The 22,721-nt window shown below is 71.5% G+C and carries 21 protein-coding genes and 1 pseudogene; 13 read left to right on the top strand and 9 right to left on the bottom strand.

Going from position 1 to position 22,721, the window contains the following annotated elements; all coding sequences use genetic code 11:
* Nucleotides 1-8: 8 nt before the first annotated feature.
* Nucleotides 9-1,121: an alpha/beta fold hydrolase gene (locus OHA72_RS44390; RefSeq protein WP_327002117.1), complete on the top strand. Its 1,113-nt coding sequence runs from the start codon at nt 9-11 to the stop codon at nt 1,119-1,121.
* 21 nt (nt 1,122-1,142) lie between these two features.
* Here OHA72_RS44390 and OHA72_RS44385 read toward each other — a convergent pair whose 3' ends face one another.
* Both OHA72_RS44385 and OHA72_RS44380 read right to left on the bottom strand, forming a co-directional pair.
* Complete coding sequence (locus OHA72_RS44385; RefSeq protein ID WP_327002116.1) at nt 1,143-2,693, bottom strand: alpha-L-arabinofuranosidase B; 1,551 nt, start codon at nt 2,691-2,693, stop codon at nt 1,143-1,145.
* A 30-nt stretch (nt 2,694-2,723) separates the two neighbouring features.
* On the bottom strand, nt 2,724-3,947 hold the full coding sequence (locus OHA72_RS44380) for a glycoside hydrolase family 43 protein (protein ID WP_327002115.1): 1,224 nt from the start codon (nt 3,945-3,947) through the stop codon (nt 2,724-2,726).
* Between the two features lie 324 nt (nt 3,948-4,271).
* Between OHA72_RS44380 and OHA72_RS44375 the strand changes: the two genes are divergently transcribed.
* Entirely contained in the window at nt 4,272-5,081 is an 810-nt protein-coding gene (locus OHA72_RS44375; protein WP_327002114.1) for a phosphotransferase, read from the top strand.
* Between the two features lie 9 nt (nt 5,082-5,090).
* Here OHA72_RS44375 and OHA72_RS44370 read toward each other — a convergent pair whose 3' ends face one another.
* Nucleotides 5,091-5,987 carry a LysR family transcriptional regulator gene (locus OHA72_RS44370; RefSeq protein WP_327002113.1) on the bottom strand — a complete coding sequence of 299 codons (897 nt, stop codon included), beginning with the start codon at nt 5,985-5,987 and terminating at the stop codon, nt 5,091-5,093.
* A gap of 82 nt (nt 5,988-6,069) precedes the next feature.
* Here OHA72_RS44370 and OHA72_RS44365 point away from each other — a divergent pair, with 82 nt between their 5' ends.
* Nucleotides 6,070-6,951, top strand: coding sequence for an SDR family NAD(P)-dependent oxidoreductase (locus OHA72_RS44365; RefSeq protein WP_327002112.1), 882 nt, complete (start codon nt 6,070-6,072; stop codon nt 6,949-6,951).
* Nucleotides 6,952-6,964: 13 nt separating this feature from the next.
* On the opposite strand, the gene OHA72_RS44360 is transcribed toward OHA72_RS44365, so the two are convergent.
* On the bottom strand, nt 6,965-7,537 hold the full coding sequence (locus tag OHA72_RS44360; RefSeq protein WP_327002111.1) for a LysE family translocator: 573 nt from the start codon (nt 7,535-7,537) through the stop codon (nt 6,965-6,967).
* A gap of 105 nt (nt 7,538-7,642) precedes the next feature.
* Between OHA72_RS44360 and OHA72_RS44355 the strand changes: the two genes are divergently transcribed.
* From OHA72_RS44355 to OHA72_RS44340, 4 genes are all read left to right on the top strand, one after another.
* Nucleotides 7,643-8,017, top strand: a complete 375-nt coding sequence (locus OHA72_RS44355) for a LysR substrate-binding domain-containing protein (protein ID WP_327002110.1) — start codon at nt 7,643-7,645, stop codon at nt 8,015-8,017.
* A 65-nt stretch (nt 8,018-8,082) separates the two neighbouring features.
* On the top strand, nt 8,083-8,283 hold the full coding sequence (locus OHA72_RS44350) for a hypothetical protein (protein ID WP_327002109.1): 201 nt from the start codon (nt 8,083-8,085) through the stop codon (nt 8,281-8,283).
* A 304-nt stretch (nt 8,284-8,587) separates the two neighbouring features.
* Nucleotides 8,588-11,044 (top strand): non-reducing end alpha-L-arabinofuranosidase family hydrolase, encoded by a 2,457-nt coding sequence (locus OHA72_RS44345; protein WP_327002108.1) that lies wholly within the window; start codon nt 8,588-8,590, stop codon nt 11,042-11,044.
* Nucleotides 11,045-11,091: 47 nt separating this feature from the next.
* Nucleotides 11,092-11,328, top strand: a complete 237-nt coding sequence (locus OHA72_RS44340) for an N-acetyltransferase (RefSeq protein ID WP_327002107.1) — start codon at nt 11,092-11,094, stop codon at nt 11,326-11,328.
* Between the two features lie 15 nt (nt 11,329-11,343).
* On the opposite strand, the gene OHA72_RS44335 is transcribed toward OHA72_RS44340, so the two are convergent.
* Nucleotides 11,344-12,174 carry a class I SAM-dependent methyltransferase gene (locus tag OHA72_RS44335; RefSeq protein ID WP_327002106.1) on the bottom strand — a complete coding sequence of 277 codons (831 nt, stop codon included), beginning with the start codon at nt 12,172-12,174 and terminating at the stop codon, nt 11,344-11,346.
* Nucleotides 12,175-12,336: 162 nt separating this feature from the next.
* On the opposite strand from OHA72_RS44335, the gene OHA72_RS44330 reads away from it, so the two are divergent.
* Nucleotides 12,337-13,515 (top strand): hypothetical protein, encoded by a 1,179-nt coding sequence (locus tag OHA72_RS44330; protein ID WP_327002105.1) that lies wholly within the window; start codon nt 12,337-12,339, stop codon nt 13,513-13,515.
* Nucleotides 13,516-13,520: 5 nt separating this feature from the next.
* Here the strand turns inward: OHA72_RS44330 and gap are convergent, their stop codons facing one another.
* Nucleotides 13,521-14,516, bottom strand: a complete 996-nt coding sequence (gap, locus tag OHA72_RS44325) for a type I glyceraldehyde-3-phosphate dehydrogenase (protein ID WP_327002104.1) — start codon at nt 14,514-14,516, stop codon at nt 13,521-13,523.
* Nucleotides 14,517-14,593: 77 nt separating this feature from the next.
* Entirely contained in the window at nt 14,594-15,514 is a 921-nt protein-coding gene (locus OHA72_RS44320; protein ID WP_327002103.1) for a GlxA family transcriptional regulator, read from the bottom strand.
* A 141-nt stretch (nt 15,515-15,655) separates the two neighbouring features.
* Here OHA72_RS44320 and OHA72_RS44315 point away from each other — a divergent pair, with 141 nt between their 5' ends.
* A complete protein-coding gene (locus tag OHA72_RS44315) occupies nt 15,656-16,495 on the top strand; it encodes a GNAT family N-acetyltransferase (protein ID WP_327002102.1) in 840 nt (279 codons plus the stop codon).
* Nucleotides 16,496-16,532: 37 nt separating this feature from the next.
* On the opposite strand, the gene OHA72_RS44310 is transcribed toward OHA72_RS44315, so the two are convergent.
* Nucleotides 16,533-17,387 carry an NADP-dependent oxidoreductase gene (locus OHA72_RS44310; protein ID WP_327002101.1) on the bottom strand — a complete coding sequence of 285 codons (855 nt, stop codon included), beginning with the start codon at nt 17,385-17,387 and terminating at the stop codon, nt 16,533-16,535.
* A gap of 131 nt (nt 17,388-17,518) precedes the next feature.
* Here OHA72_RS44310 and OHA72_RS44305 point away from each other — a divergent pair.
* The 3 genes and pseudogenes from OHA72_RS44305 to OHA72_RS44295 form a co-directional block, all read left to right on the top strand.
* Nucleotides 17,519-17,812, top strand: a pseudogene (locus OHA72_RS44305) (winged helix-turn-helix transcriptional regulator); the annotation flags it as partial.
* A 38-nt stretch (nt 17,813-17,850) separates the two neighbouring features.
* Entirely contained in the window at nt 17,851-19,353 is a 1,503-nt protein-coding gene (locus OHA72_RS44300) for a DUF4259 domain-containing protein (RefSeq protein WP_327002100.1), read from the top strand.
* A gap of 131 nt (nt 19,354-19,484) precedes the next feature.
* Nucleotides 19,485-20,393: a hypothetical protein gene (locus tag OHA72_RS44295; RefSeq protein WP_327002099.1), complete on the top strand. Its 909-nt coding sequence runs from the start codon at nt 19,485-19,487 to the stop codon at nt 20,391-20,393.
* Here the strand turns inward: OHA72_RS44295 and OHA72_RS44290 are convergent.
* Nucleotides 20,385-21,653 carry an MFS transporter gene (locus tag OHA72_RS44290; RefSeq protein ID WP_327002098.1) on the bottom strand — a complete coding sequence of 423 codons (1,269 nt, stop codon included), beginning with the start codon at nt 21,651-21,653 and terminating at the stop codon, nt 20,385-20,387. The two genes, OHA72_RS44295 and OHA72_RS44290, sit on opposite strands and share 9 nt — an antisense overlap.
* 122 nt (nt 21,654-21,775) lie before the next feature.
* Between OHA72_RS44290 and OHA72_RS44285 the strand changes: the two genes are divergently transcribed.
* Nucleotides 21,776-22,720 (top strand): LysR family transcriptional regulator, encoded by a 945-nt coding sequence (locus OHA72_RS44285; protein ID WP_327002097.1) that lies wholly within the window; start codon nt 21,776-21,778, stop codon nt 22,718-22,720.
* Nucleotide 22,721 lies beyond the last annotated feature (1 nt).

The raw sequence follows: 22,721 nt of genomic DNA, 5'->3' as shown, positions 1-22,721 counted from the left end.
TCGCGCTGTTGCAGCAGGAGGAGGATGGCTACCAACCGGTCAGCTCGCACCCCGACAACTCTGCACCGGAAAGCGGTCATGGGGTGACCGCTTTCGGTCGGCACGATGACGACATGACCTCACCAACGAGTCCCGCCTTTCCCGAGCCCACCCGCGTTGCAGTCAACGGTGTGGAGCTCGAGGTCTTCGAGGCGGGCCGGCAGCATGCAGGAAGGCCCATCGTGCTGTGCCACGGCTGGCCGGAGCACGCCTTTTCCTGGCGCCACCAGGTGCCCGCCCTTGCCGCAGCGGGCTACCACGTCATCGTCCCGAACCAGCGGGGCTACGGCAACTCGTCCCGCCCGACCGAAGTGACGGACTATGACATCGAGCACCTGTCGGGTGATCTCGTCGCACTGCTCGATCACTACGGATACGACGATGCCACCTTCGTCGGTCATGACTGGGGTGCAATGGTCGTCTGGGGCCTGACCCTGCTGCACCCGGACCGTGTCAATCGAGTGATCAACCTGAGCGTGCCCTACATCGAGCGCGGCGAAAGGCCGTGGATCGAGTGGATGGACGATGTGTTCGGCGGCGACTTCTATTTCGTCCACTTCAACCGGCAGCCAGGCGTCGCGGACGCCGTGTTCGACGAGCACACGGCGCAGTTCCTTCGCAACATGTTCCGGAAGAACGTGCCGCCCAGAGAGCCTCAGCCGGGCATGGCGTTGATCGACCTCGCCAGGGCAGAGACACCGCTCGGCGAGCCCGTGATGAGCGACAGCGAACTGGCCGTTTTCGTCTCCGCCTTCGAGTCCTCAGGGTTCACGGGCGGTGTGAACTGGTACAGAAACCTCGACCGCAACTGGCGCCTGCTGGCGGACGTGGACCCGATCATCCAACAGCCCACGCTCATGATCTACGGCGACCGTGACACGGTCGCGAGGTCTGAAAGCCTGCCGGACTTCGTGCCCAATGTGGAAGTGGTCAGTCTGGACTGCGGTCATTGGATCCAGCAGGAAAAGCCAGAAGAAACGAACCAGGCGATGCTGAAGTGGCTGGACCAACGGGACGCCATCCAGCCCAGGCCGTTGTGCGACCGGAGCCCTGAGCGGTCCGGTCAGCGTGCGGCACGCTGACCGGACCCTAGGAAGCCGGTGTCAGGCCCAGGCGGGGGCGACGACCCAGCTCACGTCGTCGGTCCAGGCGCCGGAGGCGTCCCAGGCGTTCGAGCCTCCGTTGCTGGCGATGTACACGTTGTTGCTGTAGTGGCGGATGAGGCGGTCGGGGAAGTTCGCCGAGGCGAACGAGGTGCCCTGGCCGTTGCGGCCGGTCTGCGGGCAGAACGTCGCGTCGGCGGCGAACAGCGAGCTGCCGTCGTTCGCTTGCAGGTACACGCGGTAGTTCTGGTGGCGCAGGTAGCTGCCGGCGGTGTTGCGGGACTCCAGGGAGATGCAGGCGCTGTTGGACAGGCCCGCGCGCACCGTGAAGGACGCGTTGGCCTTGTCGGTCGCGGAGCTGGAGGCGGTGACGACCTGGGTGGTGACGGTGGCAGCGGCGTGGCTGATGTAGCGGGTGGTGCAGCAGGCGGTGGTGGCGCGCAGCGAGACGTTCGAGCCGACGGCCGGGCCGCTGGTGGAGCCGGAGGTGCCGTATCCGGCGGCCACGATGTTGGCCTGGACGGAGTTCTCGGTCGCGTCGGAGGGGTACCCCGAGGTCATGACGCCTTCGTAGAAGGTGCCGGTGGCGCCGATGCTGTTGTCGCCGCCGATGCCGAGGATGATGGCGCCCTCCTTCTTCATCGGGTTGTAGCCGGCGACGTTCGGGCGGACGCCGTTGTAGAAGGTGCCGAGGCTGCCGGACTGGGCGTTGCCGCCGCGGATCGACCAGTGGTTCGGCTCGCCCTTGACGATGGCGGTCAGGAAGCGGTGGCTGATGGTCGGGTCGCCGGGGTTGTTGTGCTGGTTGACGCCGGAGAAGAGGCCGTTCTCGAGGTCGGCCATGATCCACGGGCCGTTGCCGGCGCCGGTGCCCCAGACCTTGTTGTTGCCGAAGTAGATGGCCTCCATCGTGCCGTTGCCGTTGTCGCGGCTGTTGGTCTCGGCGTTGCCGTAGTCGAAGCAGCAGCCGCCGTTGTAGTGGGTGCCGTCGAAGATGGCGTACATGCCCTCGGGCTGGTCACCGACCGCGATGCCGTTGGTGGCGTTGTTGCGGTACCCGGTGCCGGGCGCGACGAAGACACCGTAGGCCTTGTGCCCGCCGATCGTGATCGGTGCCGCGGTGGCGTTGGCCAGATTGTCGTAGCCGTTCGCCGCCGGGCCCCGGAACCCGCCGGGCGGGGCCTGGGTGAGCCGGTTGTTGCGGCCCGACTGGTCGTAGATGATCGTGATCAGGCAGGTGGTGTTCGCGCAGAAGGTGTCCTGGGTGGCGGCGTTGGCGTAGCTGCCCGCGCTGACCGGCGCGATGTCCCGGGTGGTGTTGTCCGAGGCGCGGCGGACCTGGTACAGCGGTCCGCTGTACGTGCCGTAGAGCGCCCGCGTGGTGCTGTGCGCGGCGACGCACGGGGTGCCGCCCGACGCGTAGATGTCGCAGGGCCCGGTGGTGGCCGCCTGCGAGGTGCCGGTGGCGGCGACCAGCAGACCGGCGATGACGGCGCCGGTGAACGTGGCCGCGAGCGTGGCACGGCGCAGGGGTGACGGTCGCAGTGTCATGTCTGACCTCTCTGTGCGGGAGGACCGGCGTCAGTAGCCGACGCGGAACGTCGCGTCCTGCTTGTCCGTGGCCGGTGAACCGGAGGTGATCGGGTCGATGCGCAGCACGTAGTTGGCGTGGCGCAGGTACCGGTCCGGGAAGTTGTACGAGCGGAACGAGGCCCACGACGAGTCGGCGAGACCCGCGGTCCTGGTGAAGGTCGCGCCGGCCTTGAACGTGCTCGTGCCGTCGTTCACCGCGAGCTGGATCGCGTAGTTGACGTGCCGCAGGTACCGGTCCGGGAAGTTCACCGAGCGGAACGAGACCCCCGCGGCGTCGGCCAGGCCCGGCACCAGCGTCCACAGCTGGTCCTGGTACGGGTCGAACGGGTACACGTCGATGCGCCCGACGTTGTTCGCGTGCCGGACGTACCGGTCGGGGAAGTTGTACGACTTCAACCGGTTCCACGCCGGAGCCGGCCACTTCGCGGTGAGCGCCGACAGCTCCGCCGCCGTGATCGGGGCGATCCCCGGGTGTTTGGAGTTCAGCGGCTGGGTGTACGCACGGTCGTTGAGCAGGCTCCACGAGCCGCTCGCCATGTCGGAGGTCTGCCAGCAGAAGAACCGGCCGTTGGGGCTGTAGGTGTCGCCCCACATGTACCAGGTGTTCGCGGTGTTCGACTTGGTGATCTGTGGTGCCTCCACGCCGCGGCCGGGCCGGATCCCCGCGGTGTGGACGGTGAAACTGCTGGGGTTGAGGGTGGAGGAGCGGGCGCCGTACAGGGTGCCTTGGGTGTTGTTCTTGAAGTACATGTAGTTGACCCCGTTGACGCTGACGAAGTCGCCGTCGATGGCGTCGTAGCCGGGGTCGAAGAACGTCTGCGGGGCCGAAGCGGTCACGAAGTCGCTGGTGTAGTTCACCATCAGGACGTTGTGCCCGCCGGTGGCCGCCGAGTCGGTGCCGTTGAGATCGGTGGCGAGCACAACGAACCCGCCGTTCTGCTTGCGCAGGACGAACGGGTCCCGCAGGCCCTTGCTGCCCAGGGTGGGCGTGGCGACCGGGTTGTTCTGGTTGAGCGGGGTCCAGTTGAGCCCGTCGGCGCTGACGGCCAGGTGCAGGCCGTAGTTGGCGGCGTCATCGACGGGGATTCGGTGAAGTACGCCATCACGTAGCCGGCGTACGTGGCGGCGGACGCGGTGCCGGGGCGCAGCAGGGTCGCTCCGGCGATGGAGGCGCCGGCGGCGGACAGCAGGGTATGACGTTTCAAAGATCACCTCACGGGTGTGGTCGCTGACGGGCGGCGGTCCGCCAGCGATGCCTCGGATGTTATCGCTCACATCGACGCTGTCAAGTGCGTCACTGCCTGGCCTGCGAATGCTTGATGCTGGCGACCGGAACCCGTTGTCGAGCGTGATGTTGGCGCTAACACGAAGAAGCTCACCGCCACCATCCCAGTCGGCGCCGTCACGTGGCCGGTCACCGCCCCGTCCTACTGACGCCCGCCGCAGACGGGTGCCCCGGTGTGTGTGGGAGCCGCCGGGGCACCACCCGCCGTTTATTCGGTCGTCGTCGGCGGCTGCGCGCGGTAGAACCGGGGGATGACCGAGGAACGGCTGCCCGGCGGACGCAGCTTCGGCGCGGTACGCGTCGGCGACGAGGTCCGCCGCCCAGCCCAGCCGTGGACGGCGACCGTGCACTCGGTGCTGCGGCACCTGGAGGACGCCGGGTTCGAGGGCGCGCCACGCGCCCGTGGCTTCGACGACGAAGGCCGCGAACGCCTGACGTTCCTGCCCGGCCAGACCATGGGGGAGATCGGGCGATGGCCGGACTGGGTGCGCGGCGACGACGCGCTGCGACAGGTCGGCGCCTGGCTGCGGCGGCTGCACGACGCGACCGAGACGTACCGCCCGCCCGGCGACGCCGTCTGGTTCACCGGCCGGGCGTGGGAGCCGGGGCTGCTGATCAGTCACCTGGACGCGGCGCCGTGGAACGCCGTCTGGGACGACGGCACCCTGGTCGGCTTCGTCGACTGGGACACCGCCAGCCCTTCCACGCGCGAGGGTGACCTGGCGTTCTCGGCGCTCGGCTGGGTGCCGCTGCTGACCGCGGAGGTCGCCGAGCCGTCCGGCTTCACCGACGACCCGGCCGAACGGCGGCGCCGGTTCCATCTGCTCCTGGACGCATACGGGTACACCGGCGACCGCACCGCGATCCGCGCCGCCATCCTCGACCGCGTCGATCGCAACGTCGGGATGATCCGCCGGCTCGCCGAAGGCGGCGCACCGACCTTCCAGAGCATGCTGCCGTGGGCCGCCAGCCTGGAACGCTCCGGCGTCGAGGTCGCCGCGCTGCCCGCCGAGTTCTGGCGGCCGCCGGGCCGCGAGGTCATGGGCCGGTCACCGGCCTGAGCCTTCGAGCTACCGGGAGGCTGCCTGCCGGAGGGCGTCGGCGACGACGCGGGCGGCGTCGGTCGGTGGCCCGGGACGGAATCCGAGCACCAGCCGGCGGGTCTCCTGGGGCTCGCCTCGGACGGCAACGGCACGGACGTCGTCCGGGAGCAGGTGCAGCGCCACGGGCGGGATTGTCGTGATGGCCAGTCCGGTGGCCACCAGCTGCAGTTTGGCCCACCAGTCCCGGACGTGGTAGCGGACGTCGGCCCGCTCGGTCAGGCCCGGCCAGACCCCGGGCAGTGCTTCACCGGTGTCCGACCGCCCGGCGACCCAGGTCTGGCCCGTCAGCTCGTCGACCTCCACGGCGTCGCGGGAGGCGAACGGGTGGCGCAGCCCGACGCACAGCAGCAGCTCCCGTTCCGCGAGCGTGATCAGGCGCAGCGCCGGCGTCTCGGCGTCCAGCGGCCGGAACGGCGGTGCCTGGGCGAGCACCGCGAGGTCGAGCGTGCCGGCCCGCAGTGACCGGGTCAGCGTCGGGGTGCTGCCCTCGCGCACCGACACCAGCAGGCTCCGGGGAAGCGACGACAGCACGCCCGGCAGCAGCCCCGCCATCGCCGTGGGGAACGCGCCCACCCGCACCGGGCCGGCGGTCACCGGGATACCGGCCAGCTCCCGGACGGCGGCGTCCAACTCGTCGAGGATGCGGATCGCCCGTGCCAGCAACCTCGTGCCGCTCGTGGTCAGGACGACGCCGTCCCGGCGCCGCTCGAACAACGGCCCGCCGGCGGCCGTCTCCAGCGCCGCCACCTGGCGGGACACCGCCGACTGGGTGTAGCCCAACGCGCGGGCCGCCGCCGTGAACGACCCGTGCTGCGACACCTCCCGCAGCACCCGCAGACCCGTCGGCGTGAACTCTCCGGACATGCGTTCCTCGCATACCTGCTGTGCCAGATTGTCGGTCCCGGAATGCTAGCCGGACCCGCGACGGCCTGCTTAACCTGCGCTGGTGACTGCTTCCCGCACCGCCCTCGTCACGGGCGCCAATCAAGGCCTGGGCCGTGCCCTCGCCGAAGGGCTCGCCGCCGGCATGAGCACGGCCGACCGTGTCGTGCTGACCGGTCGCCGGCCGGACGCCGTCCATGCGGCCGCGGCCGCCATCGCCGCCGCGGTGCCGCACGGCGCCCGGATCGAGCCGCGCGTCCTGGATGTCCGTGACGGGCCGGCCATCGACGCGCTCGCCGCCGACCTCGGCGGCGTCGACATCGTCTTCTCCAACGCCGCTGCCCGGATGGGCCGGGACGACCGGCCGGTCGACCAGGTCGACGCCGTGGCCGAGACCAACAACCTGGCCACGACCCGCGTCCTTCGCGCCTTCGGCCCGCGCCTGCGGCCCGGCGGCCGGCTCATCGTCGTGGCCAGTGCGCTCGGCACCCTCGACAAGCTCGACCCGCACGTCCGGCCGCGGTTCGCCGCCGCCGCCGAGGCCACCCTCGACGCCGTGGACGGCGTCGTCGCCGAGTGGCGCGCCGCGGTCCATGCCGGTCGCGCGGTCGACGAGGGCTACGGCGCCTGGCTCAACATCCCGTCGAAGGTCGCACAGGTGGCCGCGGTACGCGCCTTCGCCCGGCCGCGCCGCCGGACCGACCTCGCGCACAGGACGCTCGTCGCCGCGCTGTGCCCAGGGCTCATCGACACCGCCGCCTCCCGGCCCTGGTTCGAGGACATGAGTGCCGCGCAGACGCCCACCCAGGCCGCCGCCTGGCCGGTCGAACTGGCACTCGGCACCACCGGAGACACCGTGGCCGCGTTCCACGGTGAACTCGTCCAGTTCGGTACCGTGGTCCCGTGGCGGACCGGCAGGCCCGTACCGCATCGGGCGACCACCTGATCGCACCGCGGTTCTACCCTTCGGCGGCCAGGCGCAGGCCCAGCGCGATGAGGACGCCGCCGGTGACGGTGTCGATGCGGCGGCGCAGGGTACGGCGGTGCCGCAGCCACGTGCCGATCCGGCCGGCGAACACCCCGACCGCGCCGTCCACCACGAACTCGAGCACGATCAGGATCAGCCCCAGCACCGCGAACTGCACCCAGACGGCGCCGAGCGCCGGGTCGACGAACTGCGGCAGGAAAGCCACCGAGAACGCGATCATCTTCGGATTGGACAGGTTGGTCAGGAACCCGCTGAGGTAGACCCGGCGGCCGGACACCGCGGCCGGCTCCGCCTCGGCGATCAGGTCGCCGCGCTGCCGGATCATCTGGATGCCGAGATACGCCAGGTACGCCGCGCCGGCGATCCGCAGCACCGTGAACGCCTCCGGCACCGCGGTGAACAGCGCGGTCAGCGCGGCCGCCGCGACCAGCACGTGGACCGCCGCGCTGGTCGCCAGCCCCGCGGTGGCCAGCAGCCCGGCCCTCGGCCCGCCGCGCATCCCGCAGCTGAGCACGAACAGCATGTCCGGGCCGGGCGCGATCATGGCGACGACCGTGACGGCGGTGAACGTGAGTACGCGCCGCTGTCCCGGCCCGACCTGCGCGGGCTCGACCAGCGGCCGTTGTACCGGGAGCCGATGCTGCTGGCCGTGCCCCGGAAACTGGCACCCACCGAAGCCGGGCCCGCCGACCTCGCCGACTTCGCCGCGGCGCCCTGGGTCGCCGCGCTCACCAACACCGGCTTCCAGGCCGCCACCGAGATGGCGTGCCGCGCGGCCGGCTTCGATCCCCGCATCGACATCCGGGTCCACAGCTACCCGATGGTCCTGTCCATGGTCGGCGCCGGCTTCGGCGTGGCGCTCGTGCCGCAGCTCGCGGCCGCCCCGCAGCGCGGCGTGACGTACCTGCCGATCGGCCGCCCGACCGGCCTGACCCGGCAGATCTACGCCACGACCCGGCGCACCGACCAGTCACCGGCCGCGCGGGCGCTGTCCCGCTACCTCCACGACACCCTGGCCCGCTGACGGGCACGGTGAGCGCCGGCAAACGCGAATGTCAGCCGACGCAATTATCGAAATAATACGGTGCGATGCGCCGTCACCCACCGCATTTTCGAAACTTCGGTCCGGTATTGATCGCGATCTTCCGGGCGGAAAATGACATTCGTAAAAGTGTTATGAACGCCGGGAATGCCGAGTCGTCCGCGAAATTTGCAAGAATGCATCCGGAGATCGGCGTCGGCCTTCTGTGCTTTGAAATAGGTGCTGACCTGCAAGGGCGCGACCATTGAACGCCGTGCCGGGCGGGTTGCCGTCGAATCAAGCGTGGACCCTCTTGAATGTTTTGAAATGCTCTGGCAACCTCGCGATGCAAGGAGTGACCGTTCCCGCCCGGTCTATGGAATCGACCACCCCGTTGATGCCAAGGTCGCGTTCGGCTCGGGTGTGAACGCTCACGCGGCGCGGCGGCGGTCCGCAGGAACGCCGCCGCCCGTCATCTCCGCAACGTGAACATCGGTGCTGACAAATCGCATGACAGGACGTCCAGTCGTCCCGCCGAGACGGCTCGGGCGCTGGCCGGAGAAGGAGGTCAAGGTGGCTACAAGCCCCTCCGCCCATCGCGGCGGGACCCGGCGGCAGAGATCGTTCAGGGTCAGAGCGCTGATCGCCGGCGTGGTCGGTGTCGTGGCGATGGCCACGGCCGCGGTGATGATGCCGTCGGCGGACGCGGCGGCGAGCACGCTGGGTGCGGCGGCCGCGCAGTCCGGCCGGTACTTCGGCACCGCGCTCGCAGCGGGCCGGCTCGGTGACTCGACGTACAGCACGATCGCCGGGCGCGAGTTCAACATGATCACCGCCGAGAACGAGATGAAGCCCGACGCGACCGAGCCGCAGCGGGGCGTGTTCAACTTCAACTCCGGCGACCAGATCTACAACTGGGCGACTTCTCGCGGCCTGAAGGTCCGCGGCCACACCCTGGCCTGGCACGGCCAGCAGCCGGGGTGGATGCAGAGCCTGTCCGGCTCCACGCTGCGCCAGGCGATGATCGATCACATCAACGGGGTGATGGGCCACTACCGGGGCAAGCTCGCCGCCTGGGACGTGGTCAACGAGGCGTTCAACGAGGACGGCAGCCGCCGCAGCTCCAACCTGCAGGGCACCGGCAACGACTGGATCGAGGTGGCGTTCCGCACCGCTCGCGCCGCGGACCCGTCGGTGAAGCTCTGCTACAACGACTACAACATCGAGAACTGGTCCTACGGCAAGACGCAGGGCGTCTACCGCATGATCCAGGACTTCAAGTCCCGGGGCGTGCCGATCGACTGCGTCGGCCTGCAGACGCACTTCACCGGCGGCAGCTCGCTGCCGAGCAACTTCCAGACCACGCTGTCGAGCTTCGCAGCGCTGGGCGTGGACGTGGCGCTGACCGAGGTCGACGTCACCAACTCCTCGACGTCGCAGTACGCCGGGCTGACCCAGGCGTGCATGAACGTGCCGCGCTGCATCGGGATCACGGTGTGGGGCGTGCGGGACAGCGACTCGTGGCGCTCCGGGGAGAGCCCGCTGCTCTTCGACGGCGGCGGCAACAAGAAGGCCGCGTACAACTCGGTGCTCAACGCCCTCAACGCCGCCACTCCGACCACCTCGCCGACGGTCTCGCCGACCGTCTCGCCGTCCACGAGCACCTCACCGGGCACGCCCGGTGGCGCCGGCCGGATCGTCGGAGTCCAGTCGGGCCGGTGCATCGACGTGCCCAACGCGACGCAGACCAACGGCACCCGGGTGCAGCTGTACGACTGCAACGGGCAGGCGAACCAGCAGTGGACGTACACCGCCGGCAAGCAGCTGACCGTGTACGGCGGCAAGTGCCTCGACGCGAACGGCAGGGGCACCGCGAACGGTACCGCGGTGATCATCTGGGACTGCAACGGGCAGACGAACCAGCAGTGGAACGTCAACACCAACGGCACCATCAGCGGCGTGCAGTCCGGCCGGTGCCTGGACGTGTGGGGCACGGGCAACGGGCAGCAGATCCAGCTGTACGACTGCCACGGCCAGACCAACCAGCAGTGGCGGACCGACTTCAGCACCACCGGCCCGACCTCGCCGCCGCCGTCCTCGCCGTCGCAGTCCCCGGGCACCGGCTGTGCGCTGCCCTCGACGTACCGCTGGTCGTCGACGGGTTCGCTGGCGAACCCGCAGAACGGGTGGGTCTCGCTCAAGGACTTCACCAACGTCGTCTACAACGGCAAGCACCTGGTCTACGCGTCGAACGTCAACAGTTCGGGAAGTTACGGCTCGATGAGCTTCACCTCCTTCACGAACTGGTCCGACATGGCCTCGGCCACCCAGACCGGGATGAGCCAGGGCACGGTGGCGCCCACGCTGTTCTACTTCGCGCCGAAGAACATCTGGGTGCTGGCCTACCAGTGGGGTCCGAACTCGTTCAACTACAAGACCTCCAGCGACCCGACCAACCCCAACGGCTGGTCCGGGGCGCAGGCGCTGTCCACCGCCACCCTTTCCGACGCCCCGTACGGTGTGATCGACCAGACCCTCATCGGTGACGGTCAGAACATGTACCTGTTCTTCGCCGGTGACAACGGCAAGATCTACCGGCAGAGCATGCCGATCGGGAACTTCCCGGGCAGCTTCGGCTCGTCGTACACCACGATCATGACTGACTCGACCAACAACCTGTTCGAGGCGGTCGAGGTCTACAAGGTCCAGGGCCAGAACCAGTACCTGATGATCGTCGAGGCGATCGGCAGCAACGGGCGCTACTTCCGCTCCTTCACGTCCAGCAGCCTGAGCGGTTCGTGGACCCCGCAGGCCGCCACCGAGAGCAACCCGTTCGCGGGCAAGGCCAACAGCGGCGCGACCTGGACCAACGACATCAGCCACGGTGACCTGGTCCGGACCAACCCCGACCAGACCAAGACCATCGATGCCTGCAACCTCCAGTTCCTCTACCAGGGCAAGAACCCCAGCGCCGGGGGTGACTACAACCTGCTGCCGTGGCGGCCGGCCGTGCTGACACTGCAGCGCTGACGTGTGCGCCGCTGACGCGCGGCGACCCGTCCGCTGACCGCTCGGGCGTGTCCGGTGCCCGCAACGCACCGGACACGCCCGGCCGGGCCTGCGGCGGCCGGGACCACCCGCGGCGGACCTTGAAGTCCCGCCGCCCGGCCGGCCTGCAGCTGTGGACGTTCGCGTCCAACACGGCGGCGCAGCGGTTCTACCTCCGCCACGGTTTCGTCGTGGCGGAGACGACCGACGGGTCCCTCAACGAGGAGCGGGCACCCGACATCCGCTTCGTCTGGACGCGGCAGTAGCCGGACAGCGGACCGCTACGGCTTCGTCGCGTGAGCGCCGACGAACGACGGTGTCCAGACGACCGCGCCGCTGCCGACGGCGTCGTCGCGCAGCCGGTCGGCGAGGGTGTCGAGCTCGCCGGGGACGTCGAGACCGAGCTTGTGCATGAGCGGCTCGAGGGCTCCGACGACTCCGGCCAGCCAGGCGTACCCACCGAAGCCGGGCCCACCGCCGACCAGCGCCTCGTCACACATCGCAGGCTCAGGCAGGCCCGCGGCCACATATGCGCCGAACAGCTGCCGGCCCATCCGCACCTGCATCCCCGCCCGGCGGAACGCCTCGGTGACAAGCCGGCCGGTGTCGTTCCACAGCGACTCCTCCGGCAGCGACCGCGCGGTGATCGCGGGGTCCAGGTCGAGCTCCTGGAACGCGATGACACCGCCGGATCGGACCCGGTTCGCCACGGTACGCAGTGAGGCGGCCGGATCGGCGCGGTACATGAGGACCAGCCGGCCGACGGCGGCGTCGAACCCGTCCCCGGCCTCGGCGGTGGCCAGGTCGCCCTCGACGAACCGGACGTTGCTCAGTCCGAGGGCCTCGGTCCGGCCTTGAGCGGTCCGCAGCGCCGCACCGTCGACGTCGACCCCGACGACCTCGCCCCGTGGTCCCACGATGCCGGCGACGAGCAGGGCCACGTCACCGGCCCCGCTGCCCACGTCGAGGACCCGCATCCCGGCGCTCAGCCCGGCGTCGCGCAGCAGCCGCGCTGTGGTGCCGTGCAGGAACGCTGCCTGCCGGCCGAGACGTTCGTACTCTTCCTGCGACCGCGCCAGCGCGTACGCCGGGTCGCCTGACGGATTCACCATCGCCCCAGGCTGGCCGCTCGGCGCAGGCGAAGCAGCCAGCAACGTGACAGCCGGCGGTTGAACCGATGGCGGGCTTCGTGCGTGCGACCGGCCCGTGCCATGATCCTGCGGATTGTGGCGGATGTTCGGGGGGATTCTGTGGCTGCAGCGCGGCGTCGCGACATGTCCGAGGCTCTGCGGCGGATGCTCGACGGGGTCGACTGGTCGCGGGTGAGGTCCGAGGAGGGACCGGCGACCGGGTTCCCGCTGCACGTGCGGGCCTTGTGGTCGGGTGATCACTACACCGTGCACGAAGCCTTCGACTACTTCCGGACGACCGGATTCGCAATGTCCTCCGCGGGCCCGGCCACGGTGGCGATGACGCCGGTGCTGGTGGCGCTGCTGGCGGAGCCGGGACTGGACGGCGCGGAGTACACGGTCCCGTTCGGTGCGGTGACGTCGATCCGCGCGGGGTTGCTGGAGTGCCTCGGCCGCGTTGCCGATCATGCCGGGTGGGGCGGCACCGACGAGGAGCTGTGCCGGAAGGCTGAACTGCTCCTGGCCGGCCAGGTGGACGAGCTGCTGCGACCCGACGTGGACGGCACCGCCCGCCCTGACACATTCGCCGACGTGTTCGCGGCCGAGCAGGCGCCCTACCTGTTCTGGGTACGGGTGCACGCCGGTGGCCTGCTCGACGCGTGCCTGCCGTGGCTGGACGACCCTGATCACCGGGTGGCGCAAGCGGCGGTGTATCCCGTCGCGCGGCTCGCCATGCTGGCCCCGGCGGAGCGGCGGCAGGCCGTGGAGCACGAGCTGATCCGGGTCGCCGGCGCGCCGGACGGGCATCAGTCGGTGCAGGGCACCGCCGTGTTCGAGTTGATCGCGCTCGGCGTCGACACCGGTGCGCTGCTTGAGCATCCGTTGCTGGCGGTACGCGCGATCGCCGCGCTGTCGGCGTCGACCCTCGACGATCCACGGTCGTTGACCGCGCTGGAGGCGGCGCTGCGGCAGGCGGTCGACTGCGACGACTGGCTGGATCCGTATCCGCCCATGGTGCACTTGCGCCTCGTCTTCCAGTTCGCCCGTGCTGCGGCGTCCAGGGCGCGAACGTTCGACGACGTGCTGCCCGGCGCGTACGCGGTCGCCGCCGGCGAAGGCGGCTGGCAGCCGCTGCTCACCGTCGCGTTTCCGCCTGGCTGGTCGGATCGGCCGCTCACCGGCGCGCAGCGGGAGTTCCTGCGACAGCTCGTCGGCAACGACGGCAACTGGCATCCGACGTACACCGGATGGAAGGACGACCTGCGCCGGGTCGGACTACCGCCCGACCGCGACGCGTGCCGTGCTCTGGCGGCCTCGGGCTGATCGCCTCACGAACCCATGAGCTCGAGCGTGTCGATGACGCGGTTGGCGAAGCCCCATTCGTTGTCGTACCACGCCACCACCTTCACGTGGCGGCCGGCGACGCGGGTGAGGGCGGCGTCGAAGACGGCGGAGGCCGGGTTGCCGGCGATGTCGCTGGAGACGAGCGGATCCTCGGTGTACTCCAGGATGCCGTGCAGGCCGCCGCCGGCCGCGGCGCGGTAGGCATCCAGGACCTCGTTGCGGCTCACCGGGTGGGCGACCGTGGTGTTCAGCTCGACCAGTGAGCCGACCGGCACCGGCACGCGGATCGAGTCGCCGACGAGCTTGCCGTCCAGGCGCGGCAGCACCTTGCCGATCGCCTTGGCGGCGCCGGTCGTCGTGGGGGCGATGTTCACCGCTGCCGCGCGGGCGCGGCGCAGGTCGCGGTGCGGCCCGTCCTGCAGGTTCTGTTCCTGCGTGTACGCGTGCACCGTGGTCATGAAGCCGTGTTCGATGACGGCGAGGTCGTCCAGCACCGACGCCAGGGGTGCCAGCGCGTTGGTCGTGCAGGACGCGTTGGAGACGATGGTGTGCCGCTGCGGGTCGTAGGCGTCGGTGTTGACGCCGAAGGCGAGCGTGACGTCGGCGCCGTCGGAGGGGGCGCTCACCAGTACCCGCCGGGCGCCGGCATCCAGGTGGGCCCTGGCGGCCTTGGCGGCGGTGAAGCGGCCGGTGGACTCCAGCACGATGTCGACGTCGAGGTCGGCCCAGGGCAGGGCGGCCGGGTCGCGCTCGGCGAACACGCGGATGCGGCGGCCGTCGACGGTGAGGCCGGTTGCGTCTGCGTCGACCGGGCGGCCGAGACGGCCCAGCGTGCTGTCGTACTTGAGCAGGTGCGCGAGGGCCTCGGGAGCCGCGAGGTCGTTGAGCGCCACGACCTCGAGTTTGCTGTCGCGCTGCAGCAGGGCTCGCAAGGTGTTGCGTCCGATGCGTCCGAATCCGTTGATGGCGATGCGAGTCATGTCCTGATCGTCGGTGTCCTGCCCGCTCGACGACAGTGGCTTGATAGCCACCATGCGCAAGGATCTCGCCATCAAGATCAAGAAGAGAACGTGTTGCGGTACTCCGTCGGCGAGGTACCGAGAATGCGCTGGAAATGCAGGCGCAGGTTGGCGGCCGTGCCGAGGCCGACCCGTGCGGCGACCTGCTCCACGCCGAGGCCGGTGACCTCCAGCAGCTCGCGGGCCAGGTCGACGCGGGCGCGCAGCACCCACTGCATCGGCGTGTACCCGGTGTCCTCCACGAACCGCCGCGAGAACGTGCGCGCCGACACCCGGGCGTTGCGAGCGAGGGCCTCCAGCGTGAGTGGCTCGTCCAGCCGGGCCAGCGCCCACTCGCGGGTGCCGGCGAACACGTCACCGAGCGGTTCGGGGACGCTGCGCGGCACGTACTGGGCCTGACCACCGCTGCGGTACGGGGCCGCGACCAGCCGCCGCGCCACGATGTTGGACAGCCCGACGCCATGGTCCTGCCGCACCAGGTGCAGGCACAGGTCGATGCCGGACGCCGCACCGGCCGACGTCAGCACCCCGCCCTCGTCCACGAACAGGACGTTCTCGTCGACGCGCACGAGTGGGTACTTCGCTGCGAGCGCCCTCGTGTAGTGCCAATGCGTCGTCGCCCGCTTGCCGTCCAGCAGCCCGGTCGCCGCAAGCGCGAACGCGCCCGTCGAGATCGCCGCGAGCCGCGTGCCGCGCCGGTGCGCGGCCTGCAGCGCCGCGACAACCGCGGGCGGCGGCTCGGCGGTGACCGGCTGCCGATAGCCGGGAATGAAGATCGTGTCCGCGCGCTCGAACGCCTCGACCCCCTCGGCAACGTGATACGCCAGCCCGTCACCGCCGGCCACCAGCCCGGGCGCGGCCCCGCACACGGACACCTCGTACGGCATGGTCGGCCGGCTCGCGAACACCTGCGCGGGAATACCCACGTCGAGCGGCTTCGCGCCATCCAGTACCAACACCGCAACCCGATGATTCACCTGGCCATAATGCTACCGACCGCAAGGATCACGCCACCCGATCCGGCGCTGTAAGGGTCAGCGGGGCAGCCGGGTCCACCGCGCTCCACGGGGCCCGATCAGGTCGGTGGCGACCGGGTTCGGGTGAGCTGCACCGGCGCAATCGCGGTGGCGTGCCGACCCGCCGCTTGCCATCATGCGATCGTGACCGACGATCTTCTGCTGGACCGAGCCCGGGGGCTCTGGACCGGCCTGGCAGGGGCGCGGGTCGCCTTCACGGGCTCGGGCATCGACGTGGGGGTCTCCGCGCGGTCGCTGCTGTGCCCGGCGGGTTGGGTGGGCATCGTCGAGCTTGGAAACGCCGCGATCGCTACCGCCCCTGACGACGACGTCGCCGGGATCGTGCGGCGCGCTCTGGGCGATCTCCCCGCGGCCGCTCGGACCGACCCGGCCGTGATCGGTGGCAGGCTGCCGATGGCCGAGGCATTGGGGCCCGCGACGTTGGCGTACTGCGATGAGGCCGGCTTCCGCCCGATCGTGTCCAGCGCCGTGGAGACGGTCCGGGCCGGCGGGAACGATGTGCAGACCCTGCTGGCGCGGGTGCCGGCTGAAGAGGCCGGCGAGTCCGGCCTGGCCGAGATCACGTCAGCCGCGTTCGTGGTGCGGGCCGGGTCGGACGTGATCGCGGCAGCGGGCTATCGGACGTGGACGGGCAGGACCGCCCATCTCAGCGTGCTGACCGTCCCGGCCGAACGCGGGCGCGGACTGGCGCGTGTCGTCGCCGCCGCGGCGGTCGCCCACGCGCTGGATGCCGGGCTCCTGCCGCAGTGGCGGGCTCGCCCGCCCGCGTCACGCCGGGTGGCCCGGGCGCTCGGGTTCCGGGAGCTGGGTGCGCAACTGAGCATCCGCCTCCTGCCGGCCGACCCGCCATGGCGTGAGCGCCCACCGCAGTGCGGGGCCTTGCCCGCAGACGGCATCGACTGACGGTGCCGGCGCTCAGACGGGTGCCTGCGCAACTCGGTCATGGGACGAGCACCACGCCGCCGCGGTGACCGCCCTGGGCGAGCCGTTCGTGGGCGGCGGCAGCGTCGGTGAAGGGGTACACGTCGGCGACCCGGAGCGGAATGTCGCCGCTGTCGACCAGTTTGACCAGTTCGGCCAGCCGGGCGCCGTCCGGCAGGACCTCCAGCGCGAACGTCCGGATTCCCCGCACCGGCTCCGGGCGCAGCGGGGGAGACGCGGCCACGTAGCCGCCGCCGTCGCGGACGAGGTCCAGCAGCGCGGGGCCGACCACTGCCAGGTCGATGACCGCGTCGAACGTCCCTGTGGGAGTGTCGGAGCGCGACAGGTACGCCGCCCCCAGCGACTCGACGAACTCGCGGTCGCCTGCCCCGGCGAGTCCCGTGGCGTGCAGGCCGGCCGCCCGGGCCAGCGCCAGGACGAACCCGCCGACCTGCCCGGCGGCGCCGGTGACGAGCACGGTCGAACCCGCCGGCAGCGCCAACAGGTCCAGCGCCTGGGCGGCGGCGAGGCCGTTCGTCGGCAGGGTCGCCGCCGCGGTGGCGGGGACGCCGGCCGGCGCGGACGTCAGCCAGGCGGCGTCGAGCACCACGTACTCCGCGTGGGCACCGACCGTGGTCTGCAGCCATGGCGAGAAGCCGATGACCTCGTCGCCGATCGTGAACCCCGCAACCGACGGGCCGACCGCATCGACCGTGCCGGCCGCATCCCAACCGGGCGTGTACGGCAGCCCGGTCGGCAGCGGTGCCGGGAACCGGCCGGAGCGGATCATCAGGTCCACCGGGTGCACAACGGACGCGGCGACCCGCACCCGCACCTGCCCCGGCCCAGGCTCGGGCACCGGCACCTCGGCCACGTACAGGACCTCCGGCCCACCGAACTGTGCATGCCGCCGCCGCCTCGCTGTCTCCTGCGCGGGGACTCGTGATACGCGCTCCACCCATTCCGGCGCACCGGCACCGTGAGTTGCTACCATGGTGACCGGCAAAGTGGGTCGCGCTGGTGATCCCGGCGCTCGCCGGCGGCCCGCAGCGGCACGGCGAGCTCGCCCACCGCATCGCCGGCGTCAGCCAGAAGATGCTCACCCAGACCCTGCGCACGCTGGAGCGCGACGGCCTGGTCACCCGTACCGTGACCGCCTCGGTACCGGTCCGCGTCGACTACGAGCTCACCCCGCTGGGCCACGAACTGTTCCCGGTCATGATCGCGATCAAGAACTGGGCGGAGACGCACATGGACCGCGTCTTCGAGGCCCGCAGCCAGTTCGACGCCCGCCCCTGACCGCCGCCCGCCCGATGGGAACCTGGGATTCCGGCCCGTTGGACAACGACACTGCGGCCGACTGGTGCCGCGAGTTGCACGATGCCCCTGCCGGCACACGCGTGGGGTTGATCCGCAGCGCGTTGAGCGTCGTGCTCGACCACGATGCCGACACGTACCTGGACGACGACTTCGCGGTGGAGGCGGTTGCCGCGGCGGCGGTCATCGCCACGCAGGTCCCCGGAGGCCCACGCCTCGACTCCCCGCCACCGGCGGTCGGTCATTGGCGCTCCGCAAGGGCAAAGAATCATAATGCACCCATGACGGGCGAGATGGCCAACATCGTTGGATGGCGATGGCTTGATGTCCGCTTGCAGCGGCGGGCGCGCCGCCAGGTCCGCGCCGAGCCCGCACCGGGCCGCCTGCGCCGGGTCGTCACCGCGGCCGTCGCTGCCGTGGTGCAGGTCGGGGCGTTCGTGGTGCTGCTGGGTGGTGCCTGGCTGTGCACGGTGCGGTTCCCGAGTGTCGCGTTGCTGCCCGGTGCCGTGTTGGTGCTGTTCGGTGTGCTGACGCTGCCGCGTCCGGCGACCCTGCCGCGGGACGCGGTCACGGTCCGCCGTGTTGATGCACCCGCGTTGTACGCGCTGGCGGACCGGGTCGCTGACGCGTTGGGTGTGTCCCGGCCGCATGTGGTGGTGCTGGATGACCGGTTCGCCGCCGACTCGGGGTTTGCTGGTTTCCTGCGGCGCCGGTATCTGCGTATCGGCGCCCCGCTGTGGGCGGTGCTGGACCCCGCGCAGCGCACCGCGCTGGTGGCCCTGGAGTTGGCCCGGTTCGGTGGCGGCGACCCGAGTCGCGGCGCGCTGACCGGCACCGTTGAGCGGACCCTCGCCACGATGGTCGCCGTGTTCGAACCCGCCGCCGACAAACGGATGCAGGTCGGGCGGGACAATGACGTGGTCAAGATGATCTCGGCGAACCCTGGTCAGCGGGTGGGGGAGGAGCAGGCGTCCACCAATCTCGCCGAGAGTCTGATCCGTCCGTTCGTGGCGCTGCTGCAGGGTGTCTTCGGGCTGGTGCGTCTGGGCTACCTGACGCTGCTGCAGCCGGGTTCGTTCCGGGCGGTTCTCGCGGCGGACGCCCGGGCGGTCGCGGTGGCCGGCGCGTCGCAGGTCCGGTCGGTCCTGGCCACCCGGCTGCTGGCGGAGTCGGTGGTGACGGTCCTGCGCCGCGATGCCCGCGCCGGTGACCGCTCCGGTGCGGTCCGGCGCGACGAACCCGAAACGGTCGTCGCGGGCTGGCCGGCCCTCGCCGCCGACGTCCTGACGAAGAACACGCCGTCGCTTCCCGAACGCTGCGACGCCGACGTGGCCCGCACCGCGTCACCGTTCGCGGTCACCCCACCTCTCGGCCGCCGCCTCGAGGTCCTCACCGAGGCGGCGGAGCCGCCGGCGGCCGGGACGCCGCCGACGCTGTCTGCCGATCCGCAGGAGTCCGCGGCGACCGATGTCGAGGTGCGGCCGGTGTACCGCCGGCTGGTGCGCGACCTCAGAAACGGCTGACGCCGGCCCGCAGGTGCGCGCCCAGCGGTGGCCGACCATCCGCTCGTGCCGCTCCCCGTGGTACGCGACGCGCAGCCCCGTCTCCGGTCGGCGGTGCGCCGTCACAGTGTCCGACGTGGGAAGCTGGGTGGATGGAGGTCGATGTCTGGTACCAGAAGTTGTGGGAGGCGAACCGGAGCACACTGGTGGGCCTGCGCGACGAGGAGATCGAGCAGGCGCGGGACCTGTTCTGTGTCGACTTCGACAACCGGGGCACGGGGTTCGGTGGACGGGTCACGGCGTCGCAGGAGGATGCGGCGCGGTGGCGGGCGGCGACGCAGGCGGTGGTCGCGGCGGTCCAATCGGTGCACGATCGGGACTGGGCGGCGCGCAACGTGCTGTTCCCGCCGCAGCGCTTCTGGAAACGGCAGGCGTGGCGGGTCCGGCGCGAACGACTCCAGCAGGAGTACCAGGTGCAGCGCGCGGCGCTGGTGGGGGAGCTGCGGGCCGCGTACCGGGCGTACCGCGCCGCGGCCGGGGACCTCACCGACCATGTCGCGGCCTGGCGTGAGCGCTGGGCGCGGGAGCAGCGCGAGCGGGAAGCGCGGTGGCGGGCCGAGCGGCTGGCGGCGGTGCAGGAAGGCGTCGAGGGGGCGGTGTGGGCGTATCGGATCCGGGACTACGCCGATCGCCAGCAGATCATGATCTGGTTGCCGGCCCTGGAGCGGAGCGACGACGGCGAGCCTGCCGGCACGCGTGGCGGTCTGACCGCGCGGCAGGTCCAGGACGTGATCGACGACGAGCGGGCCCGGGACCCGTACGTGTGGATCGAGTGGAAGGACCCGACCGGCGAGGCGATGCGGGAGTGGCACGTGGACCTCACCGGCGCGAAGGCCGGCCGGGAGGCCGCGGCGTGGGCGACGATCACGGGGGTGACCGTCGAGCCGATCGTGTGGCGTCCGGGCGAACTGGAGAAGCTGCGCTCGTCGCGGTCGAGCGGCGGCTACGGCCCGTCGAGCAACTACTGGAGCCCGTCGGGCAGCTTCGGCACGTCATTCTGAGCGAGCTTGGACTCCAGCGCGAACACGGCCGCGAACACGGCGCGGGGCGTGGCAGGCCGGTCGGCTGCGGTCGGCACCGCCCGCCGGCCCGCCCCGCATGGTCGCGGCGAGCACGGCGGGCGCGCCGGCGGCGATCGCGATCAGCAGCGCGGCCGGTATGAGCAGCGCGACCGGCAGCGACGCGCGGGCGGCGACGAACCCGAGCAGCGCCGGCGCGACCAGCCCGCCGCCGTAGCTGATCGTGGTGACGGCCGACAGTTGCCGGGCCGGACCGCCGGTGGCGCCGAGGGTGCTGGCGACCATCGGCCAGACGACCGCGACCCCGGCGCCGGTCAGCGCCCAACCGGCCAGCGCGCAGCCGACCCGCGCCGAGCCGCCGGCGTGCAGCACGCCGGCCAGGAGTACCAGACCGAACCCGGCGGTGGCGGTGCAGCCGGCGAACCGGATCGTGCGGCCGGCGCCGAGCCGCGACCGGGCGGCGTCACCGACGAAACGGACGGCGGTCATCGCGGCGAAGAACAGCGTGTACGCGAACGAACCGGTGGCCGCGTCGGCGCCGAGCACCCGGGTGGCGTGGAATCCCGCCCAGTCCGTGGCGGCCGCCTCGGCGACGAACGCGGCGGCACCCAGCAGGCCGAGCGCGACGAGGAGCGCCGGCCGGACGGGTACCGCATCCGCCGTTGCTGTCGCTGTCGCCGCGGTCGTTGTTGCCGGCGCCGGCGCGTCGGCAAGTCCACGGCCCGCCGCCGCCGTTGCCGCCGCCAAAGCCACCGCCCCGGCCACCAGGAGCACCCGCACGCCCGCGCCGGCCCACTGGCCGCCGGCCATCGCCCCGCCGCCGGCGACCGCGCCGAGCGTCCAGATCCCGTGCATCGTGGTCATGACCGGCCGGCCGGCCGCGCGTTCCACCGCCGCCGCCTGCACGGTCAAGGCAACGTTGAGCACGCCGAGCAGCATGCCCAGCCCGACGGCGATGATCGCGAGCGTCGCGGCCGAGCCGGCCAGCGCCGGACCCGCGAGTGCCAGCGCCGCCGCCGGTGCGCTCAACCGCAGCAGCCGCCGCCCGGTCCACCGGTCCGCCAGCCAGCCGGCGACCGGCATGGCCACGAGCGCGCCGACGGCGAGGGCCATGAGGATCGCGCCGAGCCGGGCCGCACCGAGGTCGAGCCGGGCGTCGAACGCGGGCAACGCCGCGCCCCACAACGCGGTCAGCGTGCCAGCCGCCGCGTACTGCAACGCCACCGCGCCTCGTGCGCCCATCGCGAACCACCTCGATCATCGGTTGCCGGTGATCCGATCGTGGCCCGGGCGGCGGCCCGAACTCCAACACCTGTTCGAGGCGCATTGACGCACCGTGGTTGTGAATCGGGTACAACGGATGCGTGCCCGAAGACCTCGACATCCGCCTGCTGCGCCACTTCGTCGCGGTGGCGGAGGAACTGCACTTCAGCCGCGCCGCGCGGCGGCTGTTCCTGGCGCAGCAGGCGCTCAGCCGCGACATCCAGCGGCTGGAGGACCGGGCCGGGGTGCGCCTGCTGGACCGCACCACCCGGCGGGTCGTGCTGACCCCGGCCGGGCACACGCTGCTGCGCCGGGCGCGGGAACTGCTCGCCCTGCACGACACCACACTGCGCGAGCTGCACGGCGAGCCGCGCTCGCTGACCGTCGACGTCGTCGGCGCCGGACTCACCCCGGCTCTCGTCCTGGCGGCCGCCCGGCACCGCGCCCCGCAGGTGGAGTACTTCGCCCGCTTCCACACCGGCACCGAGGACGCCGTGCCGTTGCTGCTCGCCGAGCGCCTCGACGTCACCTTCGGCCGGGCACCGCACCACACCGACGGGTTACGGCACCGGCCGGTCCGCAACGAGCCGCTCGCGGTACTCCTGCCCGCGGATCATCCGCTCGCCGCGCACGACGCCGTTCCCCTCCACGCGCTGCGCGGCGCCGGCGCGTGCTACCGCGCCGGCAGCCACGCCACCCCGGGCTGGGAACACGCGATCCTGCAATTGCTCGCCCCGTTCGGCATCGAGGCGTCCGGCGCCCACCCGCACGTCCACGGCACCGACGAGCTGGCCCAGCACCTGGTCGGCCGCAGCGGCCCGATCCTGGTGATGAGCACCCAGCCCGCCGTGCCCGGCGGGGTGCTGCGCCCGATCGTCGATCCGGTCCCACTGTTCCCCTGGGCGATGATCTGGCGCGTCGACGCCGACGATCCGGGGCTGCGCGCCCTGCACACGGCGGTGGACGAACTGGCTCCCGGCTGGCCCGCCGTGCCGGCCGATCCACGCACGACCTGGCTGCCGGCGCCGGAGTCCGGCTCGCCCTGAC

The organism is Dactylosporangium sp. NBC_01737, from assembly GCF_035963215.1.
GTDB lineage: Bacteria > Actinomycetota > Actinomycetes > Mycobacteriales > Micromonosporaceae > Dactylosporangium.
The sequence above is the reverse complement of the archived record's forward strand: the minus strand, read 5'-3'. Positions and strand labels throughout refer to the sequence as shown.

What these genes read in the sequence shown, in the direction of transcription:
- OHA72_RS44385 (WP_327002116.1), bottom strand. Translation starts at nt 2,693, where the DNA reads ATGACACTGCGACCGTCACCCCTGCGCCGTGCCACGCTCGCGGCCACG.
- OHA72_RS44375 (WP_327002114.1), top strand. Translation starts at nt 4,272, where the DNA reads ATGACCGAGGAACGGCTGCCCGGCGGACGCAGCTTCGGCGCGGTACGC.
- OHA72_RS44370 (WP_327002113.1), bottom strand. Translation starts at nt 5,987, where the DNA reads ATGTCCGGAGAGTTCACGCCGACGGGTCTGCGGGTGCTGCGGGAGGTG.
- OHA72_RS44360 (WP_327002111.1), bottom strand. Translation starts at nt 7,537, where the DNA reads ATGATCGCGCCCGGCCCGGACATGCTGTTCGTGCTCAGCTGCGGGATG.
- OHA72_RS44350 (WP_327002109.1), top strand. Translation starts at nt 8,083, where the DNA reads ATGCGCCGTCACCCACCGCATTTTCGAAACTTCGGTCCGGTATTGATC.
- OHA72_RS44335 (WP_327002106.1), bottom strand. Translation starts at nt 12,174, where the DNA reads ATGGTGAATCCGTCAGGCGACCCGGCGTACGCGCTGGCGCGGTCGCAG.
- OHA72_RS44330 (WP_327002105.1), top strand. Translation starts at nt 12,337, where the DNA reads ATGTCCGAGGCTCTGCGGCGGATGCTCGACGGGGTCGACTGGTCGCGG.
- gap (WP_327002104.1), bottom strand. Translation starts at nt 14,516, where the DNA reads ATGACTCGCATCGCCATCAACGGATTCGGACGCATCGGACGCAACACC.
- OHA72_RS44295 (WP_327002099.1), top strand. Translation starts at nt 19,485, where the DNA reads ATGGAGGTCGATGTCTGGTACCAGAAGTTGTGGGAGGCGAACCGGAGC.
- OHA72_RS44290 (WP_327002098.1), bottom strand. Translation starts at nt 21,653, where the DNA reads ATGGGCGCACGAGGCGCGGTGGCGTTGCAGTACGCGGCGGCTGGCACG.